At 74.7% G+C, this 22,128-nt stretch carries 22 protein-coding genes; 13 read left to right on the forward strand and 9 right to left on the reverse strand.

The annotated features are described in order from the left end of the window. Window positions 1–51: 51 nt before the first annotated feature. From TBIS_RS11125 to TBIS_RS11135, 3 genes are read left to right on the forward strand one after another with little or no spacing between them, the layout of a single operon-like run. The gene (locus TBIS_RS11125; protein WP_013132488.1) at window positions 52–219 is read left to right on the forward strand and encodes a hypothetical protein; all 168 of its coding nucleotides are present in this window, start codon (window positions 52–54) and stop codon (window positions 217–219) included. Window positions 220–228: 9 nt separating this feature from the next. Then, window positions 229–954, forward strand: a complete 726-nt coding sequence (locus TBIS_RS11130; protein ID WP_013132489.1) for a phosphoadenylyl-sulfate reductase — start codon at window positions 229–231, stop codon at window positions 952–954. Between the two features lie 8 nt (window positions 955–962). Next, window positions 963–1,739 (forward strand): sirohydrochlorin chelatase, encoded by a 777-nt coding sequence (locus tag TBIS_RS11135; RefSeq protein WP_013132490.1) that lies wholly within the window; start codon window positions 963–965, stop codon window positions 1,737–1,739. Between the two features lie 77 nt (window positions 1,740–1,816). Here TBIS_RS11135 and TBIS_RS11140 read toward each other — a convergent pair whose 3' ends face one another. After that, window positions 1,817–2,563 carry a DUF1707 SHOCT-like domain-containing protein gene (locus TBIS_RS11140; protein ID WP_013132491.1) on the reverse strand — a complete coding sequence of 249 codons (747 nt, stop codon included), beginning with the start codon at window positions 2,561–2,563 and terminating at the stop codon, window positions 1,817–1,819. Window positions 2,564–2,682: 119 nt separating this feature from the next. After that, window positions 2,683–3,366, reverse strand: a complete 684-nt coding sequence (locus tag TBIS_RS11145) for a TetR/AcrR family transcriptional regulator (RefSeq protein WP_013132492.1) — start codon at window positions 3,364–3,366, stop codon at window positions 2,683–2,685. An 83-nt stretch (window positions 3,367–3,449) separates the two neighbouring features. Here TBIS_RS11145 and TBIS_RS11150 point away from each other — a divergent pair, with 83 nt between their 5' ends. The 6 genes from TBIS_RS11150 to TBIS_RS11175 all read left to right on the forward strand — a co-directional run bounded on the left by TBIS_RS11150 (window position 3,450) and on the right by TBIS_RS11175 (window position 10,452). Next, window positions 3,450–4,391 carry a hypothetical protein gene (locus TBIS_RS11150; RefSeq protein WP_013132493.1) on the forward strand — a complete coding sequence of 314 codons (942 nt, stop codon included), beginning with the start codon at window positions 3,450–3,452 and terminating at the stop codon, window positions 4,389–4,391. A 200-nt stretch (window positions 4,392–4,591) separates the two neighbouring features. Beyond that, a complete protein-coding gene (locus TBIS_RS11155) occupies window positions 4,592–6,196 on the forward strand; it encodes an isovaleryl-CoA dehydrogenase (protein ID WP_013132494.1) in 1,605 nt (534 codons plus the stop codon). A gap of 240 nt (window positions 6,197–6,436) precedes the next feature. Next, on the forward strand, window positions 6,437–6,865 hold the full coding sequence (locus TBIS_RS11160; protein WP_013132495.1) for an OsmC family protein: 429 nt from the start codon (window positions 6,437–6,439) through the stop codon (window positions 6,863–6,865). Window positions 6,866–6,962: 97 nt separating this feature from the next. Continuing rightward, window positions 6,963–9,074, forward strand: coding sequence for a glycogen debranching protein GlgX (gene glgX / locus TBIS_RS11165; RefSeq protein WP_013132496.1), 2,112 nt, complete (start codon window positions 6,963–6,965; stop codon window positions 9,072–9,074). Between the two features lie 323 nt (window positions 9,075–9,397). After that, window positions 9,398–10,144 (forward strand): AzlC family ABC transporter permease, encoded by a 747-nt coding sequence (locus TBIS_RS11170; RefSeq protein WP_050760508.1) that lies wholly within the window; start codon window positions 9,398–9,400, stop codon window positions 10,142–10,144. Further along, window positions 10,141–10,452: an AzlD domain-containing protein gene (locus TBIS_RS11175; RefSeq protein ID WP_013132498.1), complete on the forward strand. Its 312-nt coding sequence runs from the start codon at window positions 10,141–10,143 to the stop codon at window positions 10,450–10,452. The genes TBIS_RS11170 and TBIS_RS11175 overlap by 4 nt, the downstream gene beginning before the upstream one ends. A 61-nt stretch (window positions 10,453–10,513) precedes the next feature. Here TBIS_RS11175 and TBIS_RS11180 read toward each other — a convergent pair whose 3' ends face one another. The 3 genes from TBIS_RS11180 to ligD form a co-directional block, all read right to left on the reverse strand. Beyond that, on the reverse strand, window positions 10,514–11,572 hold the full coding sequence (locus TBIS_RS11180) for an ATP-dependent DNA ligase (RefSeq protein ID WP_013132499.1): 1,059 nt from the start codon (window positions 11,570–11,572) through the stop codon (window positions 10,514–10,516). Beyond that, a complete protein-coding gene (locus TBIS_RS11185) occupies window positions 11,569–12,291 on the reverse strand; it encodes a pyrimidine reductase family protein (protein ID WP_013132500.1) in 723 nt (240 codons plus the stop codon). Before TBIS_RS11185 ends, TBIS_RS11180 begins: the two co-directional genes overlap by 4 nt. Before the next feature lie 158 nt (window positions 12,292–12,449). After that, window positions 12,450–13,448, reverse strand: coding sequence for a non-homologous end-joining DNA ligase (gene ligD / locus TBIS_RS11190; protein WP_013132501.1), 999 nt, complete (start codon window positions 13,446–13,448; stop codon window positions 12,450–12,452). Between the two features lie 374 nt (window positions 13,449–13,822). On the opposite strand from ligD, the gene msrB reads away from it, so the two are divergent. Next, window positions 13,823–14,224: a peptide-methionine (R)-S-oxide reductase MsrB gene (gene msrB, locus TBIS_RS11195; protein WP_013132502.1), complete on the forward strand. Its 402-nt coding sequence runs from the start codon at window positions 13,823–13,825 to the stop codon at window positions 14,222–14,224. A gap of 96 nt (window positions 14,225–14,320) precedes the next feature. Here msrB and TBIS_RS11200 read toward each other — a convergent pair whose 3' ends face one another. From TBIS_RS11200 to hemG, 3 genes are all read right to left on the reverse strand, one after another. Continuing rightward, complete coding sequence (locus TBIS_RS11200) at window positions 14,321–14,944, reverse strand: hypothetical protein (protein WP_050760509.1); 624 nt, start codon at window positions 14,942–14,944, stop codon at window positions 14,321–14,323. Between the two features lie 144 nt (window positions 14,945–15,088). Further along, window positions 15,089–15,802 (reverse strand): hydrogen peroxide-dependent heme synthase, encoded by a 714-nt coding sequence (gene hemQ, locus TBIS_RS11205; RefSeq protein ID WP_013132504.1) that lies wholly within the window; start codon window positions 15,800–15,802, stop codon window positions 15,089–15,091. After that, complete coding sequence (gene hemG / locus TBIS_RS11210) at window positions 15,799–17,247, reverse strand: protoporphyrinogen oxidase (RefSeq protein ID WP_013132505.1); 1,449 nt, start codon at window positions 17,245–17,247, stop codon at window positions 15,799–15,801. The genes hemQ and hemG overlap by 4 nt, the downstream gene beginning before the upstream one ends. Before the next feature lie 129 nt (window positions 17,248–17,376). Here hemG and TBIS_RS11215 point away from each other — a divergent pair, with 129 nt between their 5' ends. Further along, the gene (locus tag TBIS_RS11215) at window positions 17,377–18,297 is read left to right on the forward strand and encodes a DUF4349 domain-containing protein (RefSeq protein ID WP_013132506.1); all 921 of its coding nucleotides are present in this window, start codon (window positions 17,377–17,379) and stop codon (window positions 18,295–18,297) included. Window positions 18,298–18,682: 385 nt separating this feature from the next. On the opposite strand, the gene hemE is transcribed toward TBIS_RS11215, so the two are convergent. Further along, window positions 18,683–19,720: a uroporphyrinogen decarboxylase gene (hemE, locus tag TBIS_RS11220; protein ID WP_013132507.1), complete on the reverse strand. Its 1,038-nt coding sequence runs from the start codon at window positions 19,718–19,720 to the stop codon at window positions 18,683–18,685. A gap of 477 nt (window positions 19,721–20,197) precedes the next feature. On the opposite strand from hemE, the gene TBIS_RS11225 reads away from it, so the two are divergent. Further along, entirely contained in the window at window positions 20,198–20,794 is a 597-nt protein-coding gene (locus TBIS_RS11225) for a DUF3000 domain-containing protein (RefSeq protein WP_013132508.1), read from the forward strand. A 3-nt stretch (window positions 20,795–20,797) separates the two neighbouring features. Beyond that, window positions 20,798–22,009, forward strand: a complete 1,212-nt coding sequence (locus TBIS_RS11230) for a ribonuclease D (protein WP_013132509.1) — start codon at window positions 20,798–20,800, stop codon at window positions 22,007–22,009. Window positions 22,010–22,128 lie beyond the last annotated feature (119 nt).

The following is a 22,128-nucleotide window of genomic DNA, read 5'->3' on the forward strand; positions in this document are numbered from 1 at the left end:
GCGCACCGCGCCGCCGGGCGGCACCCGGCGCGGGAAACGGAGCGAGAGCGGATGAGCGAACGGGCCGCCCCCTACCACTGCCCCTACTGCGGCGAGGAGGACCTCGAGCCGTACGTGACCGAAGAGGAGAGCCATGGCTGGTACTGCCGGTCGTGCGCCCGGGCGTTCCGGGTGCGCTTCCTCGGCGTGGGCGTCCGGTCGCGCGACCACAGCGGGTGAGGAGTGAGGATGACGCTGACCCAGACCACGGCGGGCCCGGGCCGCAAGGGGACGCTCGACCTGCGGCAGGTCGCCGAGTCGGCCGCCGAGTTCCTGGAGGAGGCGCCGGCCACCGAGATCATCCGGTGGGCGGCCGCGACCTTCGGGGATCGCCTCTGCCTCACCTCCTCGATGAGCGACGCGCTCCTTATCGACCTGGTGAGCCGGGTCAAGCCCGGCATCGAGGTGCTGTTCGTCGACACCGGCTACCACTTCGCCGAGACCATCGGCACCCGGGACGCGGTGCAGGCCGTCTACCCGGTCAACGTGGTGACCGTGACCCCCTCCCGCACGGTCGAGGAGCAGGACCGCGACCTGGGGCCGCGGCTGTACGGGCGCGACCCCGACCTGTGCTGCCACCTGAGGAAGGTCGTGCCGCTCAACCGGGCGCTGGAGCCGTACCTCGCCTGGATCTCGGGGATCCGGCGGGACGAGTCGCCGACCAGGGCGAACGTCAAGGTGGTGGAGTGGGACGCCAAGCGCGGCATGGTGAAGATCAACCCGATCGCGCGGTGGACCCAGCGGGACGTCGACGAGTACATCGCCGAGCGCGGGGTGCTGATCAACCCGCTCCACTACGACGGCTACCTCTCGATCGGGTGCGCGCCGTGCACCCGGCGGGTGGCGCCGGGTGAGGACCCGCGGAGCGGCCGGTGGGCCGGCTTCGGCAAGGTCGAGTGCGGCATCCACCTGTGAGCCCGCCGATGGCCGCGCAGCCCAGTCCCGGACCGCCGCTGATCGCGGTGGCGCACGGCTCCCGCGATCCGCGCGCGGCCGCCACGGTGGAGGAGCTGCTCGCCGGGGTGCGGCGGGCCCGCCCCGGGCTCGACGCGCGGGCGGCCTATCTCGACCACGCCGCCCCCAGCCCGGCGTCGGCGCTCGCCGGGCTGGACGAGGCCGTGGTGCTGCCGCTGCTGCTCACCGCCGCCTACCACAGCAAGGTGGACCTCCCCGCCGCGCTCCGGGCCGCGTCGGCCCGCCGTCCCGGGCTGCGCGTGCGCCTCGGCGCGCCCCTCGGCCCGCACCCGCTGCTCATCGCCGCCCTGGAGCGGCGGCTCGCCGAGGCCGGGGTGGACATCGGGGATCCCGGGACCGCGGTCGTCCTGGTCTCGGCCGGGTCGAGCGACCGGCGGGCGAACGCGGTGATCGCCCAGGTGGCGGAGGCGTGGGCCCGGCTGCGCCCGTGGTGGTCGGTGACCCCCGCGTACGCCTCGGCCGCCGCGCCGACGCCGGAGGAGGAGGTCCGGCGGCTGCTCGGCGCGGGCGCGCCCCGGGTGGTGGTGGCCCCTTACCTGCTCGCCCCGGGCCACTTCTCCGACAAGGTGCGGCAGGCCGCGCTGGCGGCGGGCGCGCACCGCGTCGCGGGCGTGCTCGGCGCGGCGCCCGAGCTGGTCACGATCGTCCTGCAGCGGTACGGCGAGGCGCTTGAGGCCGCGCCCGCCGCGGTCGGCGGCGAGGCACCGGCCGCGGTCACCGCCTAGCCGCGCGCCGGTGGCTCACTTGCGCGCCGCGCGGGAACCGCCCGGCCGGCCTCCCCTAGTGGCCGTACGCCGGTGGATCATTCGTGCCCGTACGGCCGGCCGTACGGCGGCGCGGGCGGGGCGTCCGGCCGGCCGGTGCCGCCCATGCCGCCGGGGATCGCCCGGTAGGGGTCCGCGCCGGGCCCGCCGAGGACCTCCTGGCGGCGCGTCTGCCACCACTCGGTCCAGGCCCGCCAGGCGCGCTCCAGCCGTCCCACCCGGGACTCGCCGAGGACCTTCACGTCGCCCATCACCACGTTGGCGTGGATCCGGACGACCGGGGCGCTCTGGCCGAACGGCGGCTGCACCACGTCGACCTTCTTGTCCCCCATGATCGTCAGTCCGGAGAGCTCGACGACGACGCCGTCCGGGACGATCACCTTCATGCTGCCCATCACGCAGGTCGCGGCGATGTCCACCCCGCGGGTGCGCACCGCGGCCTGCCGGAGGTCGAGCTTGACGTCGCCCATCAGGGCGAACACGCTCAGCTCGCGGTCGATCCGCCAGGTGCCGGAGCGCTCGGTGCTGCTCATGATGGCGACGATCGACTCGCGGCCCCCACCGGCCGGGGCCGGGGGGCTCACCGGGCGGGCCGCCGGCGCGCCGCCGGGGAGATCGGCGGTGAGCTGGTCGAGCTCGGCCCGGGCCCGGGCGAGGTAGGCCGCCTCGGTGCGCTCGGTCAGCTCGGCCAAGGTGAGCCGGCCTTCGACGGAGGCCTCGCGGAGCCGCTCGACCACGGCCTCGCGCTCGGCGTCGGATACCCGAATCTGTCCCGGATCGTTCACGCCTTCACCGTAACCCGCGGGAGCGACCGCGTCGCATCCTCCCTGGGAACGACCCGTGCCCGCGCGTCCTCCCCGAGGAGGAGACGGGCCGCTCGATCGGCTCCGGGCCGTGGAGCGGATCAGGCTGGAGGACCGCCCGGCGCTCGCGGGGGCGGCGGTTCCCGGAGGACGCCCGGGTCCCCGGGGGCCGCGCCACCATGCGGCAGCGCGGGCGGCGGGCCGGTGATGTACCGCTGGAGGGCCGGACCGGCCCAGGCGACCAGCTCGTCGACGGTGAGCGCGGCCATCGGCTCGACCCGGAGCACGTACCGCAGGTAGGCGATGCCGACGAGGTGGGAGGTGACCAGCGCGGCCCGGGTCTCGCCGTGGTCGAGGGACGCCGCCTCGATCATCGGCCGCAGGATCTCCTCGGCCAGGAAGGACCGCACCAGGTCCGCGGCCGACGGGGAGGTGAAGGCGGCGCCGACGACGGCCCGCAGCCTGGCCCCGTCCTCCGGGTGCTCCCACAGCTCCAGGTAGCGGCGCAGCACCCGCTCGCCGAGCGTCGCCGGGTCGCCGGGGACCGCGTCGACGAGCCGCCGCGCCGGCATGCCGCCGGCGCGCATGGCCGCCTGGAAGAGGCGTTCCTTCCCTCCGAAGAAGTGCACGACCAGCGCGGGGTCGACACCGGCGGCGCGGGCCACGCCGCGGATGGTGGTCGCGGTGTAGCCCTTCTCGGTGAAGGCGGCGATGGCGGCCCGCAGGATCGCCTCCCGCGTCGGCGGGTTCCCGGGCCGGCGACCGCCGGGGCGTCTGCTCTCCATGTCCAGGTCAGCCTAGCCGATTTCTCAACGCCGTTGAATTCAACTATGTTGAAATCAACACTGTTGAGATCCCTGGAGGCTTCATGAAGAGGCTGATCGGAGCCGTCGTGGCGGTGACCCTGCTCGGCGCGCTCTTCGTGACGTCGTTCCTGGGCGCCTTCCGCCAGCCCGAGCCGCACGACGTGCCGATCGCGGTCGTCGGCCCGGACCAGGTGGTCGCCCGGCTCGAGCAGCAGGTCGCGGCCCAGGCCCCCGGCGCGTTCGACCTGATCGGCTACCCCGACGCGGCCGCGGCCCGGCAGGCCCTGCTCGACCGCGAGGTGGACGCGGTGCTCGCCCCGCAGGAGCGGACGCTGACCGTGGCGAGCGCGGCCGGCCGTACCGGCGCGGCCATCATCACCGCCGCCTTCCAGGCCGCGATCCCGGGCCTGACCGTGCAGGACGCGGTGCCGCTGCCGCCCGGCGACCCCGGTGGCGTGGCCGGCATGTTCTACCTGATGGGCCTCCTCATCCCCGGCATCGTCCTCGCCGTGCTCGTCACGAGGTCCGGCGCGCGCCCGGCCGCGCGGCTGGGCGCGCTGCTGGGCGGCGCGCTCGTGATCGGCACGGCGAACGCCCTGCTCGCCGACGTGGTCTTCGGCGCCCTGCCCGACCGGCTCGCCGCGCTGGCCGCGCTCTCGGCGGGCATCGTGGCCGCCCTCGGCCTGGTCGTCGCCGGCCTGGCGCGCACCGTCGGCCTGCCCGGGGTGCCGGTCGCCACGCTGCTGTTCTTCCCGATCGGGCTGCCGGCGAGCGGCGGCCTCATCGGCCCCCGGTTCATTCCGGAGTGGTACGCGGCGGTCGGCCAGGTGCTGCCGCTCGGCCCCGCCGCCGAGGCGCTGCGCAACACCGTGTTCTTCGACGGCGCCGCGCTCGCCCGGCCGCTCGCGGTGCTCGGCGGCTGGGCCCTGCTCGGGCTGGTGCTCCACCTGATCCCGGTACGGCGCCGGCTCGCGCGGCCGGTGCCCGCCCCCGCGGCCGCCTGAGCGCTCCCCCGGGCTCCGGTACGGCCCGCGGCGGTCCGCCCGGCCGTGCCGGACCGGTTCCCGGCCGCCGTGGCCATGCCCACCGGCCCGGGGCGCTCCTCTCCGCCGCGGCGAAGAACCACCCGATACGCCGGGATCACCGGAACCGCCCTATGTGAGCATGGAAGCGTGGCCCGCACCCCACACGCTCAGGAGGAACCGTGACCCACGAAGTGTTCAACCAGGTGCCCCCGCTGGTCGGCCACGACGTGGCCGCCGACGCCGCGCTGCTCGAAGGCCTCGCCCGGGAGGGCGCGGGCTGGGCCGCCGAGGAGATCCACCGGCTCGGCGTGCTCGCCGGCACCGCGGAGGCGCAGGAGTGGGGACGGCTCGCCAACGAGTACCCGCCGGTGCTGCGGACGCACGACCGGTACGGCCACCGGATCGACGAGGTCGAGTTCCACCCCGCGTGGCATCAGCTCATGACGGTGGCGGTGGAGAACGGCCTGCACGCCGCGCCGTGGGCCTCGGACCGGCCGGGCGCGCACGTGGCCCGGGCGGCGAAGTTCTTCATCTGGTCGCAGGTGGAGGCGGGTCACGGGTGCCCGATCTCGATGACCTACTCCGCGGTGGCCGCGCTCCGGCACTCCCCCGAGCTGCGGGCGGAGTGGGAGCCGCGGCTCACCTCGTGCGCCTACGACTTCGGGCTGCGGCCGCCCGCCGAGAAGCGCGGGATCCTCGCCGGCATGGCGATGACCGAGAAGCAGGGCGGCTCGGACGTGCGCTCCAACACCACCAAGGCCGAGCCGCTCGGCGACGGCACCTACGCGCTCACCGGGCACAAGTGGTTCAACTCCGCCCCGATGTGCGACATCTTCTTCGTGCTCGCGCAGGCGCCGGGCGGCCTGTCCTGCTTCCTCCTCCCCCGCGTCCTGCCGGACGGCACCCGCAACGCGATGCGGCTGATCCGGCTCAAGGACAAGCTCGGCAACCGGTCGAACGCCTCGGCCGAGGTCGAGTACGAGGGCGCGATCGCCTACCTCGTCGGCGAGGAGGGCCGGGGCGTCCGCACCATCATCGAGATGGTCAACATGACCCGGCTCGACTGCGTGATCGGCTCGGCCGCCGGCATGCGGTTCGGCCTCACCCAGGCCCTGCACCACGCCAAGCACCGCCGCGTGTTCGGCAAGCTCCTCATCGACCAGCCGCTGATGCGGGCCGTCCTCGCCGACCTCGCCCTCGAGTCCGAGGCGGCGACCACGCTCATGCTGCGGCTCGCCGGCGCGACCGACCGGGCGATCCGCGGTGACGAGGCCGAGGCACTGTTCCGCCGGGCCGCGCTCGCCGCGGCCAAGTACTGGGTGACCAAGCGGGGGCCGGTCCACGCGGCCGAGGCGCTGGAGTGCCTGGGCGGCAACGGCTACGTCGAGGACTCCCAGATGCCGCGGCTGCTGCGGGAGTCCCCGGTGAACAGCGTCTGGGAGGGGTCGGGCAACGTCGCCGCCCTCGACGTGCTGCGGGTGCTCGCCCGGCAGCCGGAGGCGGTGGAGGCCTTCTTCGCCGAGGTCGCCCTCGCCGGCGACGCCCGGATCACCAAGGCGGCCGACCGGCTGCGCGCGCTGCTCGCCTCGGCGACCGAGGCGGACGCCCGGCGGATCGCCGAGGAGATGACCCTGCTCCTCCAGGCCTCGCTGCTGGTACGGCACGCGCCGGCCGCCGTGGCGGACGCGTTCTGCGCCACCCGGCTCTCCGGGGAGTGGGGCCGCGCGTTCGGCACGCTGCCGAGCGGCCTCGACCTGGAGGCCATCCTCGAGCGGGCGTCCTGACCGCGCGAGCGCCCGGCGGGCGCCGCTCCCCCACCGGCCGGCCGTACCGGTCCGGCGCGGCCGGGCGAGGGCCGGCGCGGCCGCGCGGAGGCGGGGTCACCGGGCACGCCTCGCCGGAGGCGGTGCGGATCGCCTGCGGCGGGCGGCGCGCCCGCCCGAACCGCGCGCCGTCGCGATCGCCGGAGCGGTGCCGCGCGCTAGGGTTATCGTTCGCCTGCTCATAGGAAGGGATCGCACGCAATGGCCACAACCCGTACCGCCACGACTCAGTGGAAGGGCGCGCTGCTCGACGGCTCCGGCACGGTGTCGCTCACGTCGTCCGGCGTCGGCACGTTCGACGTGTCGTGGCCGTCCCGGGCCGAGCAGCCGGGCGGCAAGACCAGCCCGGAGGAGCTGATCGCCGCCGCCCACTCCTCGTGCTTCTCCATGGCCCTCGCCCACGGCCTCGCCCAGGCGGGCACCCCGCCGCGGTCGCTCGAGACCACGGCCGAGGTGACCTTCCAGCCCGGTGAGGGGATCACCGGCATCGTGCTCCGCGTCCGGGGCGAGGTGCCCGGGATCTCGGCCGAGGAGTTCGCCCAGGCCGCCGAGAAGGCCAAGGCCGGCTGCCCGGTGAGCAAGGCCCTCTCCGGCACCACGATCACGCTCGAGGCCGAGCTCGCCGGCTGAGCCGTCCCGGAGAGGACCCGGTCACGGCGCCATGGCGCCGAGGGGTGGGCGCACGCCGCGGTGCGCCCACGCCCGTGACGGGGAAGACTGTTCGCACATGCACGAGGTCTGGCCTGGAGAGCCGTATCCACTCGGCGCCACCTGGGACGGTGTGGGCACCAACTTCTCGGTGTTCTCGGAGGTCGCCGAGCGGGTCGAGCTGTGCCTGTTCGCCGACGACGGGACCGAGACCCGCGTCGACCTGCCCGAGACCGACGGGTTCGTCTGGCACGGCTACCTGCCGGGGATCATGCCGGGCCAGCGGTACGGCTACCGCGTGCACGGCCCCTACCGCCCCGAGGAGGGCCACCGGTGCAACCCGGCCAAGCTGCTCCTCGACCCGTACGCCAAGGCGGTCGAGGGCTCGGTGCGGTGGCATGAGGCGGTGTTCTCGTACCACTTCGCCGACGGCCGGCTGAACACCGAGGACTCGGCCCCGTACATGCCGAAGAACGTGGTGATCAACCCGTTCTTCGACTGGGGCGGCGACCGCCGGCCCCGCACGCCGTACCACCAGACGGTGATCTACGAGGCGCACGTGCGCGGGCTCACCATGCGCCACCCGCACGTGCCCGAGCGGCTCCGCGGCACCTACGCCGGCCTGGCCCACCCGGCGGTGATCGAGCACCTGCTCTCCATCGGCGTGACCGCGGTCGAGCTCATGCCGGTCCACCAGTTCGTGCCGGAGCACGCCCTGGTCTCCCGCGGGCTCACCAACTACTGGGGCTACAACACCATCGCCTACCTCGCCCCGCACAACGCGTACTCCAGCTCCGGGCAGCGGGGGGAGCAGGTCCTGGAGTTCAAGGCGATGGTCCGGGCGCTGCACGAGGCCGGGATCGAGGTCATCCTCGACGTGGTGTACAACCACACGGCCGAGGGCGACCACCGCGGGCCCACGCTCGGCTTCCGCGGCATCGACAACGCCGCCTACTACCGGCTGCAGGAGGACGACCGGCGGTTCTACGTCGACTACACCGGGTGCGGCAACTCGCTCAACGTGCGCCACCCGCACGCGCTCCAGCTCATCATGGACTCGCTCCGCTACTGGGTGCTGGAGATGCACGTCGACGGCTTCCGGTTCGACCTCGCCGCCGCCCTCGCCCGGGAGCTGCACGACGTGGACCGGCTCTCGGCGTTCTTCGACATCATCCAGCAGGACCCGGTGATCTCCCAGGTGAAGCTGATCGCCGAGCCGTGGGACGTGGGGCCGGGCGGCTACCAGGTGGGGAACTTCCCCCCGTTATGGACGGAGTGGAACGGCAAGTACCGGGACACCGTCCGGGACTTCTGGCGGGGCACCGCCGGGGCCCTCCCGGACTTCGCGTCCCGGCTCGCCGGGTCGAGCGACCTGTACGCCCACAACGGGCGGCGGCCGGTCGCCTCGATCAACTTCGTCACCTGCCACGACGGGTTCACCCTCACCGACCTGGTCTCCTACGACCGCAAGCACAACGAGGCGAACGGCGAGGACAACCGGGACGGCACCGACGACAACCGCTCGTGGAACTGCGGGGCCGAGGGCCCGGTCGACGACCCGGAGATCAACCGGCTGCGCCGGAGGCAGCGGCGCAACTTCCTCGCCACCCTGTTCGTCTCCCAGGGTGTCCCCATGGTGCTCGCCGGCGACGAGATCGGCCGCACCCAGCACGGCAACAACAACGCCTACTGCCAGGACAACGAGCTGTCGTGGGTGGACTGGTCGCTGGTGGAGCGGGAGCGCGACCTGCTCGAGTTCGTGCGCTCGCTCGCCGCGCTCCGCCGCCGTCACCCGGTCTTCCGGCGGCGCCGGTTCTTCCGCGGCACGGGCGGCGACGGCACCCGCGACGTCGTCTGGCTCACCCCGGCGGGGGCCGAGATGCGCGAGGCGGACTGGCACAACGGCGCAAGGTCGCTGGCGGTGTTCCTCAACGGCGACGCGATCAGCGAGCCGGGGCCGCGCGGCGAGCGGATCCGGGACGACTCCTTCCTGCTGCTGTTCAACGCGCACCACGAGCCGGTCACCTTCACCCTCCCCGGCTCCGAGTACGGCCCGGGCTGGGAGGCGGTGATCGACACGGCGGAGGAGACCGGGCGCGGCAGCGGCGAGGTACGGCCGGCCGGGGCGCTGGTGTGCGTCACCGGCCACTCGCTGCAGATCCTCCGCGGCACCGCGCGGCCCGCGGGCTGACCGCCCTCGGCGGAGCACCGGCGTGCCGGCCCTGGGCGCGCGGCCGGTGATGGCCTCGGCACGCGCAAGCCGCGGGACCGGCCTGCGAGCGGGCATGCGGCGCCCGACCGGCGGGAGGCACCGGGACGAACCCGGCAGGGCTCCGGCGTCCGCCCGGCGGGACATCCGGCACCGCATCCGGAGCCCGTTCGGGGGCATCCCAGGCGACCCGGCGGGCGTCCGGCGGTGACCCCGCGGGCGTCCGGCGGTGACCATGCGTCCGGCACCCGCCCCGGCGGACGTCCGGAAATGACCTGATAAAGACGCCACTTACCATCGGTTGGGTGACATCAGCACCAGCCTCTGCAGAGACCGAACGGCCCGCCCGGTCCCGCGCCGCGGTCGTGCGGGACTCGCTCGCGGTCGGCATCACCGTCGGGCTCTCCGGATTCGCCTTCGGCGTCACCTCGGTCGGCTCCGGGTTGGACGTCGCCCAGACCTGTGCCCTCTCCCTCCTGGTCTTCACCGGTGCCTCGCAGTTCGCCCTGGTCGGCTCGCTCGGGGCCGGCGGCGGCGTGATCGCCGCCGTGGCGGGCGCGCTCCTGCTCGGGGTGCGCAACGCCTTCTACGGGCTGCGCCTGTCGCACCTGCTCGCCCTGCCCCGGGCGGTCCGCCCGCTCGCCGCCCAGTGGGTGATCGACGAGACCTCCGCCGTCGCCTTCGCCCAGCCGAACCGGCGCAGCGCCCGGCTCGGGTTCCTGGTCACCGGCGCGACCCTGTTCGTGGTGTGGAACCTCACCACGTTCGCGGGCGCCCTCGGCGCCGCGGCGCTGGGCGACCCGGCCGCCTGGGGCCTCGACGCGGCCGGCCCGGCCGTGTTCCTCGCCCTGCTCGTGGCGATGGTGCGCGGCGCCCCGCGGGCGTCCGGCGCGCGCCTGCGCCCGGAGCCGCTGGTCGCCGGCCTCGCCGCCGTGCTCGCCCTCGCCTGCGCACCGTTCCTGCCGCCCGGGGCACCGGTCCTGGTCGCGGTGCTCGCCGCCCCGATCGTGCTCGCCCTGGTCCGGCCCCGAGCGAAGGGAGGGGCGGCGTGACGGTCTGGATCGCGATCGGTCTCACCGCGCTCGGCTGCTACGCGGCCAAGCTGCTCGGGCTCTCCGTGCCGGCGGCCGTGCTGGAGCGCCCCCTGGTCCGCCGCCTCGCCACCCTGCTGCCGATCGCCGCGCTCGCCGCGCTGGTCGCCCTGCAGACGTTCACCACCGGCACCCGGCTCGTCCTCGACGCCCGCGCGGCCGGGCTCGCGGCCGCCGCGGTGGCGCTGCTGCTCCGCGCGCCGTTCCTCCTCGTGGTCGCCGTCGCCGTGGCGGTGACCGCCGCGGTGCGCGCGTTCCTGGGCGGCTGACGCACCTGGCGCGCCCGGGCCGGGCCGCGAGGCCCGTCCTGTACCGCCGCCACGCGGCGCGCTACCGGGCGAGGATGTCGTCGAGGTCGTAGGCGACCGGCCGCTCGAGCTGGGCGTACGTGCAGGAGGCGGGGTCGCGGTCGGGCCGCCAGCGGCGGAACCGGGCGGTGTGCCGGAACCGGTCGCCCTCCATGTGGTCGTAGGCGACCTCGGCCACCAGCTCGGGCCGGAGCGGGATGAACGACATGTCCTTCTTCCCCGTCCACCGGGAGACGCCGCCCGGGACGCGCTGCCCGGTCGCCCCCGCCTCCCCCGCCCACGGGTGGCCGCTCAGCTCCGTCCGGTACGGCGCGAGCCGGGCCACGAGCTCCTCCCGCTGCCGCATCGGGAAGGCGGAGGCCACCCCGACGTGGTGGAGGCGGCCGTCGCCGCCGTACAGGCCGAGCAGGAGGGAGCCGACGACCGGGCCCGAGGCGTGCTCCCGGTAGCCGGCGACCACGCAGTCGGCCGTCCGCTCGTGCTTCACCTTGAGCATCACCCGCTTGCCCGGCAGGTACGGCAGGCCCCCGGGCTTGACCACGAGGCCGTCGAGCCCGGCGCCCTCGAACAGGTCGAACCACTCGGCGGCGACCCGCTCGTCCCGGGTCACCGGGGTGAGCAGCACCGAGGCGCCGGCCCGGGCGGCGGCCTGCTCCAGGCGGGCGCGCCGGGCCGAGAACGGCGCGCCCATCAGGTTCTCGTCGCCGATCGCGAGCAGGTCGAAGGCGATGAACGAGGCGGGCGTGCGCTCGGCGAGGAGCGCCACCCGGGAGGCGGCGGGGTGGATGCGCTGCTGGAGCGCGTCGAAGTCGAGCACCGGACCGGAACGCACCACGATCTCCCCGTCCACGACGCAGCGCGGGGGCAGCTCGGCCCGGACCGCGGCCACCACCTCCGGGAAGTAGCGGGTGAACGGCCGCTCGTTCCGGCTGCCCAGGTGGACCTCGTCGCCGTCCCGGAACACGATGCACCGGAACCCGTCCCACTTCGGCTCGTAGTAGAGCGTGCCGTCCTGGGCGGGCGGCCGGGCGACCGCCTTGGCGAGCATGGGCGCGATCGGCGGCTGGACCGGAAGCCTCATCGGGCCTCCCTCCGATATCGGCAGAACAGGAAGCCGTCCTCCTCCAGCACGTGGACGAGGGCGAGCGGCGTCACCGTGGCGGCGCCGTTGAGGATGCGCGCCGCGTCCCCGCCGGTGAGCATCGGGCTGATCGTGAGCGCGAGCTCGTCGATCAGGCCGGCGGCGGCGAGCTCGGCGTTGAGCACCGGGCCGCCCTCGCACAGGATGCGGGTCAGCCCGCGCTCGCGCAGCAGCCGTACCGCGGCCGCGACGTCGACCATCTCCTCCCCGGCGATAAGCACGTCGGCGCGCTCGGCCGCGGCCGCGCGGCGGTCCGCGGGCGCCGCCGCGGAGGTGATCACGATGGTGCGGGCGCCCGGCGCGCACTCGGTGAAGAGCGGCCCGCCGAAGTCCAGGTCGAGGGTCCGGCTCACCACCGCGATCGGCGGAGCCGGGGGCCGGCCGGCGCGCAGCCCGGCCCAGGACTCGCGCGGGCGGGCCGGGCCGTACCCCTCGGTGCGGACCGTGCCGGCGCCCACGAGGATAACGTCGGCGAGGCCACGCAGCACCCCGAAGATCCGCCGGTCTCCGCCGCCGGACAACCCGCCGGAGCGGCCCGCCAGCCAGGCCGCGCCGTCGGCACTCGCCACCATGTTGACCCTCAGGCAGCCGCCGGCCGGGTAGGCGTACGCGGCGGCGATATCCGGCTCGTCCTCGATGATCGGGTGAATAGAACGCACGACACCACGGTGGCACACCGCCCGCCGGGGGTGCGCCGGCGGCCGGCGGCACCGCTCCCCCTCCCGCGGCGTCGGCGCGGTGCTCCCACGGCGGGCCACCCACCGGGAGCCGGGCGGGCCGCGGCCGCCGGGCGCGGGCACCGGGCGCCGGGCCGGGGCTAGCCATGGTCCCGCGCCCGGGAGGGCTGGACCCGCTTGGGCTCTCCCGGCATCTTCGGGTGGGTCGGCGGGTACGGCAGGTCGCCCCGGCCGTCGGCGGCGAACCACTCCAGCAGCACCCCGATGTCGAACTCCTCGTCGTCGATCGCCCGGTGGACGTCGCCCCGCTCGGCGAACCGCCGCGGCATGGTGCGGATGTCGAAGTCGCGGGGGTCGCAGGAGGCGAGCTCGTCCCAGGTCACCGGGGCGGAGACGAGCGCGTCGGGCCTGGCCCGCACCGAGTAGGCGGAGGCGATCGTGCGGTCGCGGGCGTTCTGGTTGAAGTCCAGGAAGATCTTCGCCCCGCGCTCCTCCTTCCACCACGCCGTGGTGACCAGCTCGGGCATCCGCCGCTCCACCTCCCGGGCGAACGCGATCGCCGCGTGCCGGACCTCGGTGAACGTCCACCGGGGGCGGATCCGCACGCTGATGTGGAGGCCCCGGCCGCCCGAGGTCTTCGGGTACCCGGTCATCCCCAGCTCGGCGAGCAGGTCGCGGACGGCGAAGGCGGCCGTCCGCGCGTCCTCGAACGTGGTGCCCGGCTGCGGGTCCACGTCGATGCGGAGCTCGTCGGGGTGGTCGAGGTCGGTCTTCCGCACCGGCCACGGGTGGAAGTCGATCGTGCCGAGGTTGACGCACCACGCGATGGCCGCGATCTCGGTCGGGCAGAGCGCGGCCGCGGTGCGGCCGCTGGGGAACCGGACGGTGACCGTCTCGATCCACTCCGGGTGCCGCGGGAGCCGCTTCTGGTAGATCGCCTCCGAACTCACCCCGTCCGGGTGCCGTTTGAGGTAGGTCGGCCGGTCCCGCATGGCCCGCAGCACGCCGTCGCCGACGCTGAGGTAGTACTCGACCAGGTCGCGCTTGGTCGCCCCCACCCCCGGGAAGTAGATCTTGTCCGGGTTGGTGAGCCTGATCACGCGGGCCCCGGCTTCGAGCTCGATGTACGGGGAGGCCATGCCCGCATCCCTACCCAGGAAAAGGGGTCCGTCCCGGGCGGCCTCTGGCGGCCGGACCGGGCGCTCCCACGGGCCCGCCCACCTCCCTGGACGGCGGGCCGGTGGCCGGCGCAGCTCGGGAACCGCTGCGCGCGGCGGGACGGACCCCGGGGGCTCGGCGGGGCGGCGTCCGCGCACCGTCCGGCGGTGTCCAGCACGGGTCGGGTGCAGCCCGCGGGCGGCGGGACGGCTCCACACCCCGGGAGATCAGCCCCCTCACCGGTGAAGACGCCGGCCGCGCCCGGAAAGGATGCCCGGCTGCGCAAGGTTGGGGAAGATCTCCCTGGCGTTCACGGTTGCCCCTCACATGACCCCGTGACGGGAGGACGGTGAGCATGGAGAAGATCGTCAGAAGCGAGGAGGAGTGGCGGGCCCTGCTCTCCCCGGAGGAGTACCGGGTGCTCCGGGAAGGCGGGACCGAGCCGCCGTTCTCCGGGGAGTACGTGTCGACCACCACGCCCGGGGTCTACGCCTGCCGGGCCTGCGGCGCGGAGCTGTTCCGCTCGGAGGCGAAGTTCGAGTCGCACTGCGGCTGGCCGTCGTTCTTCGAACCGGCCCGCTCCGACGCCGTGACGCTGCACGAGGACCGGTCGTTCGGCATGAACCGGGTGGAGGTGCGCTGCGCCCGGTGCGGCTCACACCTGGGGCACGTCTTCCACGGCGAGGGCTACCCGACGCCCACCGACGACCGGTACTGCATCAACTCGATCTGCCTGGTGCTGCGGCCCGCCGAGTGACCGGGTGAGGGGGTCGACGCCCACGTCAGCCCAGGTTGGTTCGCCGGCCTACCGAGTGACCGGGTGGCGGGGCCGAGGGCTCCGGCGCGCGGCCGGTCACCTCGGCTTGGGGTGGGTGACCCGGCAGTCGTCGTCCTCCGGGCCGAGCACGTTGGCGAGGACCGGGTTGCCGTTGCCGCCGTACTTCGCCTGGACGAAGACGACCGGGTTGGTCTCGCCCAGCTCGGCGAGGTACTCCAGGCCCCGCTCGCAGAGCTTGAGCGCGGTCTTGGAGTTGTCCGCGCTCTCCGGGAGGTCGGTGTAGATGCGCAGGTAGCGCCCGACGGTCCGGATGTCGGTGATCCGCTCGGTCGCCTCGTCCTGCCAGCGGGTGGTGAAGTAGGCGACGGCCCGCTCGTCGGTGTACTCGGAGGGCCCGGACGCCTTGATCGCGGCCTTCTCGCGGCTCTTCCGGTCCGTCTTCCCGGCCGCCGGCTTCTTGTCCTTGTTCTCCTGCTTCGCGGTCTCCGTGCCGCCCGGATCCTTCGCCGCCGCCCCGGCCGGGGCCGGGCCCGTACCCGTCCCGGCCTTGACCGGGCTCCCGGCGGCGGCCGCGGTCAGCTCACCGAGCAAGACCTGTGGGGTGACCACCGGGGCCGGCCGACCCGTGGCCTGCCCGGCCGCTTCACCGAACGGGCCGGCGTATGCGATCACCCCGGCGGTGAGCGCGCCGGCGCCCAAGGACGCCGTGATGATGCGCGCGCGGATCCGCCGCCTTCTGCGGCGCTCCCTCAGTCGTTCCAGACGGCTCGACACCCTGCCTCACAACCCGATAGACGCCATATCACAGTATGGCAAAGATTGTATAAAGCCAGGGCGCCGGGGTCAGACCAGGGAAGCGACCAGGTCGCGCACCGGCTTGCGGACGCCGGTGTAGAACGGCACCTCGACCCGCACGTGCAGCCGCGCCTTGGAACCGCGGAGGTGCCGGATGAGGTCGACGATGCGGTGCAGCTCGTCCGCCTCGAAGGCGAGGATCCACTCGTAGTCGTTGAGGCCGAACGAGGCGACCGTGTTCGCCCGCACGTCGGGGAAGCCGCGCGCCATCGCGCCGTGCTCGGCGAGCATCTCCCGGCGCTCGGCCTCGGGCAGCACGTACCACTCGTACGACCGCACGAACGGGTAGACGCAGAGGTAGCCCCTCGGCTGCTCCTCCGCGAGGAACGCGGGGATGTGGGACCGGTTGAACTCGGCCGGCCGGTGCAGCCCGGTCACCGACCAGACCGGCTCGCTCGCCCGGCCGAGCGCGGTGCGGCGGAACCGGGTGTAGACCTCCTGTACGTCCTCCGGCGTGGGGGCGTGCCACCAGAACATGTAGTCGGCGTCGGCGCGCAACCCGGCGACGTCGTAGCAGCCCCGGGTCACGACCCCCTTCTGGGACGCCTGCGCGAGGAGCTCCTCGACCTCGTCGGCGATGCCGCCCCGGTCCTCCGGAAGCCGCTCCCGCAGCCGGAACACCGACCACATGGTGTAGCGGATCACCTTGTTGAGTTCCTCGGCCGACGGCCGGGATTCGGGGCGTGTCTGGGTTTCGGTCATGCCCCCATTCTGCCCGCGGAGGGGTCCGGTCCCGCAGGCGCCCCGGCCGTGCCCAGCCGCGCCAGGACCTGCGAAACCGCGGTGCGGGCGGAGGCGATGCAGGCCGGGATCCCCACCCCGTCGTAGGCGGCGCCGCAGAGCGCCAGCCCCGGCTGGGCGGCCACGGCGGCGCGGGCGCGGGCGATCCGGTCGAGGTGGCCGACCTCGTACTGCGGGAGGGCCCCGCCCCACCGGGTGACCCGCACGTCGATCGGCCGGTCCCCCACCCCGAGGGTCTCGGTGAGCTCCTCCTGGGCGAGCGCGGCCAGCTCGGCGTCGTCCCGCTGGAGCAGCATCTCCTCCCCCAGCCGCCCGATCGAGCACCGGACGAAGACGAGGTCGCGGCCGGCCTCGGCGAGGTGCGGCCACTTGACCGAGCTGAACGTCACCGCCTTCACCGGCCGGCGCTCCACGGGCGGGATCAGGTAGCCGCTGCCCACGGTGGTGCGGGGGAAGACCGCCTTCGGGTAGGCGAGGGTGACGATCGCCACGCTCGCGTAGCCGATGCCGCTCAGCTCGGCCGCGGCCCCCGGCAACTCCCGGCGCAGCAGGCGGGCCGCGACCCGGGCGGGCACGGCGAGGACCACCCCGTCGGCCTCGATCGCCTCCTCGGTGCCGCCGGTGCCGGTGACGACCCGCCAGCCGCCGGGGGTGCGGACCAGGTCGCGCACGGTGACCCCGGTGCGGACGTCGGCCCCGGAGGCCTTCGCCACCGCCTCGGGCAGGGAGCCGAGGCCGCGGCGGAGGGTGACGAAGACCGGGCCGGCCGGCTTGGGCCGCTTGCCCGTCTCCCAGAGCGCCCTGATCAGGGACCGCCCGGTCCGGGCGATCCCGGAGATCGACGGCAGGGTGGCCCGGAGGGAGAGGCGGTCGGCGTGGCCGGCGTACACCCCGCCGAGCATCGGCTCGACCAGCCGGTCGACCACCTCCTGGCCCAGCCGCGCCCGGATGTAGGCGGCGACCGGCACGTCCACCGTCGCCGGCGTGGGCGGGAGCACCAGGTCGAGGCCGGCGCGGGCGAGGCCGGCCGGGGAGAGAATGCCGGAGCGGGCGAGCGCGGGCAGGTCGGTGGGGATGCCCATGACGCTCCCCTTGGGCAGCGGGCGGAGGGATCCCCGGGACAGGATGGCCGAGCCGCTCGTGCCGCAGTCGACGAGCTCGTCGCCGAGCCCGGCGAGGCGCACCAGCTCCTTGGCCTCGGGGCGGGCCGCGAGCAGCGCCTCGGCCCCGGCGTCGATCTCCACGCCGGCGAGCGGGGTCGAGTACAGCTTGCCCCCGATCCGGGGCGCCGCCTCGAGCACGGTGACCCGGAGGTTCCGCTCCGCCCGGCTCAGGTACAGGGCGGCGGCGAGGCCGGCGATCCCGGCGCCGACGACGACCACGTGCTGACCAGAGATCCCATCCATACCGCAGAACGCTACCGGCCCACCCCCTCGGTCCCCGCGCCGCCACCGGCACCGGGTTCCACAGCGGATGTGACCGGATCGTGATCATTTCCGTAAAACCGTACGGCCCTGGCGCACGTGTGCAGGGACATGACACGACTTCGGTACGGCATCGCGGCGCTGGCCGCGATCATCATCGCCGCCACCGGCTGCACGGACCCGGACGGGACGCAGGCGGAGCGCGCGGCCGTAGCGCCCGAGCCCGAGGTGGTGGCCATGGACGGCGCCGCGGGCGAGCGCGCGCGCGACGGCTCCGCCGCCCGGGCGCACCCCACCCTGGTCGCGATCCCCCCGGCGGAGCAGGCGCTGGTGTATCAGGCCCGGCTGACCGTGCGGGTGGGGAACGTCGACACCGCGGCGGAGCGGGCGAAGGACATCGTGACCGGGGCCGGCGGCTACGTCGCCCAGGAGGAGCGCGACACCGCGGACCGGAGCGACCGGGCGGTGCTCACGCTCAAGGTCCCGCCCCAGCGGTACCCGGAGGTGCTCTCCCGGCTCGGCGGGCTCGGCCGGCGGGAGTCGCTCCACCAGAGCACCGAGGACGTGACCGAGGAGGTGGCGGACGTCGACAGCCGGGTGAAGTCGGCGCGGTCCGCCATCGACCGGCTCCGGACCCTGCTGACCCGGGCGAACAAGATCGGTGAGGTGCTCGAGATCGAACGGGAGATCTCCAACCGGCAGGCCGAGCTGGAGTCCCTGCTGGCGCGGCAGAAGGCGCTCGCCGCCCGGACGAGCATGGCGACCATCACGCTCACCCTGCTCGGGGAGGGCAAGGGGGACGACCCGGGCGCGGGCGAGCGGCCCCCGGGCTTCCTCGCCGGGCTGCAGAACGGTTGGCGCGCGCTCGTCTTCGCCGCCCAGGTCGCGCTCACCGCGCTGGGGGCGGTGCTGCCCTGGGCGGTCGTGGCGGCCGTGGCGTGGCTCGCCGTACGGCCCCTGCTGCGCCGGGCCCGGCGCGGTACGGCACCGCCGGCGGGAGAAGGGCCCGGAACGGGCGGCGGAGCGCGGTGAGTCGGCTCCGGCGCAGGACGACGCGGCGCCCGGCGGCCGGGATGAGGCGGCGCAGGGCGCCCGGGAGGCGGAGCCGCCCGAGCGGTCGTGACCTGAGCCCGCCGACGTGTCCTGAGTGGCCGGCGTGACCTGAGCCGCCGGCGAGGCCGTACCGCGGCCTGCGGGACCGTACGCGGCCGGCGACATGGCAGGCCCACGGCACCACAGGACGGCAACACCACTGGCCGGCGGCACCCGCGGGTCGGGCCGCGCCGCTGCCGGGCGGCACGCGGGCCGATGGCGCCGCGCGTGGCCGCTCCGCGGGCGGCCGGCGGCTCGGTCCGGCGGCGTCCCGGGCCGGGCCGGGGACCGACCGCACCCGGGAAAGCGGCGGCCCTCGGGCCGCTCAGGAGGCGGTGGTCTCGTGCACGAAGTCGGCGAGCCGCTTGAGCTGGTCGGGGTCGGTGGCGGGGAGCACCCCGTGGCCGAGGTTGAACACGTGCCCCTCGGCCACCCGGCCCCGGCGCAGCACGTCGGCGGCGCGCTCGGCGACGACCTCCCAGGGGGCGAGCAGGACGGCCGGGTCGAGGTTGCCCTGGAGCGCCTTGCCCGCGCCCACCCGGAGCGCCGCGTCGTCGAGCGGCACGCGCCAGTCGACGCCGACGACGTCGGCGCCCGCCTCCCCCATCAGGCCGAGCAGCTCACCGGTGTCGACGCCGAAGTGGATCCGGGGCACGCCGAGGTCGGCGAGCCCGTCGAAGATCCGCTTCGTGTAGGGCAGCACGTACTTCTGGTAGTCCTGCGGGGCGACGGCGCCGACCCAGGAGTCGAAGAGCTGGACCGCGGAGGCGCCGGCCGTGACCTGCAGGCGGAGGAAGGCGAGGGTGATGCCGGCGAGCCGGTCCATCAGCTCGTGCCAGAGCTCGGGCGCGCCGTACATCATCGCCTTGGTGCGGTCGTGGTTCTTGGACGGCCCGCCCTCGATCAGGTAGGAGGCGAGCGTGAAGGGTCCGCCGGCGAAGCCGATGAGCGGGGTCCGGTCGAGCTCCTTGACGAGGAGGCTCACGGCCTCGGTGACGTAGGGCACGTCGTCCGGCTCGAGCGGCCGCAGCGCGGCGATCCCCGCCCGGTCCCGGATCGGCGAGCTCACCACGGGCCCGATGGCCGGCTGGATGTCGAGGTCCACCCCGATGGCCTTGAGCGGGACCATGATGTCGCTGAAGAAGATCGCGGCGTCCACCGCGTACCTGCGCAAGGGCTGCAGGGTGATCTCGACCACGAGGTCGGGGGTGGCGCAGGCGCGGAGCATGCCGACCCCCTCGCGCACCCTCCGGTACTCGGGCAGCGACCGGCCGGCCTGGCGCATGAACCAGACCGGGGTGTACGGCACGGGCTGGCGCCGGCAGGCCCGGATGAAGACGGAGTCGGCGGGAAGCGGATTCACCCTCCCAGGGTGCCACGTTCCCCTACCGGTGCGCGCACCGGCCGGACACCTGGAGTCCCCGAATCGCCGCGGATCGGGGTGGTGATCGGTAAGGTAAGGACCACGCGTCGTGTGAGTCGTCTCACAGGCCGGCGATCCGCCGGCTCGTCTCGCGGCACCGAGTGCGATACCACTTTCGCAACACACCGGGCATGTTGCGGAGAAATGTCGGCGGGACATGACAACGTCGGAGAGTCCCGGACGACCGACATGACCGCGGATCCGACGAGAGGGCACGGAACGATGACGCCGATGTCGAGGAATCCAGCAGACCGCACGCGATGTTGTGCCCGTTGGGACGCCAGGCCCTCGTCCGGTGAGGTCCCTCGTCCCGTCACCGCCCTGCGAACCGAGACGGCCACGGTTTGACGACGATCGATGCCCCCAACAGTCACCCCCGTGCTTCGTGCTCTGCGGAATCCGGCCTACCCTTCGGTCATGACCGTCGGTGAACCGTCGGCGCCTCCCGCCGCCTTCCTGCGCGCGCTGGAGACCTTGCGCCCTACCGAGGTGCGGCCGGAGATCGTGCTGGAGGACATCCCCGCCCCGCGGCGGCTCGCCCCGTACTCCGGGGCAGTGGGCGCAACAGTGTACCGTGGCGATGAGGAGCTCGCCGTCGGCCGCCTGATCATGCTGTTCGACCCGGACGGTCAGCGCGGCTGGGAGGGACCGTTCCGCCTGGTCGCCTACGTCCGGGCCGGAATGGAGCCGGAGATCACCTCGGATCCGCTGCTCGGCCCGGTGGCCTGGAGCTGGCTGACCGAGGCCCTCGACGCGCACGGCGCGGCCTACGCCGCGGCCGGGGGGACGGTCACCCGGGCGGTCTCCGAGGGCTTCGGCAACAAGGAGGACGATCCGGTCACCACCGAGCTGGAACTGCGCGCCTCATGGTCCCCGCTCGAGGAGGACCTGTCCTCCCACGCCGCGGCCTGGTGCGACCTGATGTGCATGGCGGCCGGCATCCCGCCGGTGCCCGCGGACGTCGCCACCCTGCCCCTCCACCCCACCCGACGAGAGAGCCCGAAGGCCCGTTAGGCAGTGACCCAGCCCCACGTCGAACCGCTGCTGGAACCGCGCGACGGCATCCCGCCGGTCATCGAGACCTGGCCGGAGCTGTCCGCGGCGGTGGACGCGTTCGCCCGGGGAACCGGCCCGGTCGCGATGGACGCCGAGCGGGCGTCCGGCTACCGGTACAGCGGCCGCGCCTACCTGGTCCAGCTCCGCCGGGAGGGCGCGGGCACGGCGCTGATCGACCCGGTCGCCTGCCCCGACCTCGGTGAGCTCGACCGGGTCCTCGCCGATGCGGAGATCGTGCTCCACGCGGCGACGCAGGACCTGCCGTGCCTCGCCGAGCTCGGCTTCCGGCCGCGCCGGCTGTTCGACACCGAGCTCGCCGCCCGGCTGCTGGGGTACGAGCGGGTCGGGCTCGCCACCATGGTGGAGGTCGTCCTCGGCCTGCGGCTGGAGAAGGGCCACTCCGCCGCGGACTGGTCGCGGCGCCCGCTCCCCGAGGACTGGCTGCGCTACGCGGCGCTCGACGTCGAGGTGCTGGTCGAGCTGCGCGACGCCCTGTACGAGCAGCTCGTCGAAAGCGGGAAGCTGGAGTGGGCGCTGGAGGAGTTCGCCGCGATCCTCTCCGCCCCGGCCAGCCCGCCGAAGAGCGACCCGTGGCGGCGCACCTCCGGCATCCACCGGGTGCGGAGCCTGCGCGGGCTCGCGATCGTGCGGGAGCTGTGGACGCTGCGCGACGAGATCGCCCGGGAGGCCGACCTCGCCCCCGGCCGGGTGCTGCCGGACTCCGCCATCGTGCAGGCCGCCCTGGAGCAGCCCCGCACCACCAAGGCGCTCACCGAGATCACGGCGTTCACCGGCCGCAGCGCCCGGCGCCACCTCCGCGAATGGCTCGACGCGGTGAACCGGGGCCGGACCATGCCGGAGAGCGCGCTCCCCCAGCCCGCCCCGCCGGGCAACGGCCCGCCGCCGACGAACCGCTGGGCCGACCGCGATCCCGCGGCCGCCAAGCGCCTCGCGGCCGCCCGGACCGTGCTGGCCGGCCTCTCCGAGGAGCACCGGGTCCCGGTGGAGAACCTGCTGCCGCCCGACGCGGTGCGGAAGCTCACCTGGTCCCCGCCCGCGGAGATCACCACGGAGACGGTCGCCGACCGGCTGCGGGAGCTGGGAGCGCGGCGGTGGCAGGTCGCGCTGACCGCCGGGCCGCTCGCCGCCGAGCTCGCCCGCCTGGCCGGCTAGCCCACCGGCCTGTGACCGACCGTGGCCGGCCCGATCGACCCACCGAGACGCCGGAGACCGTGGCCGGCCCTCGCCGGCGTTCCGCCGGCCCACCGGGCGCGATGACCGGTCGAAGGACC

The organism is Thermobispora bispora DSM 43833, assembly GCF_000092645.1.
Taxonomy (GTDB): Bacteria; Actinomycetota; Actinomycetes; order Streptosporangiales; family Streptosporangiaceae; genus Thermobispora; species Thermobispora bispora.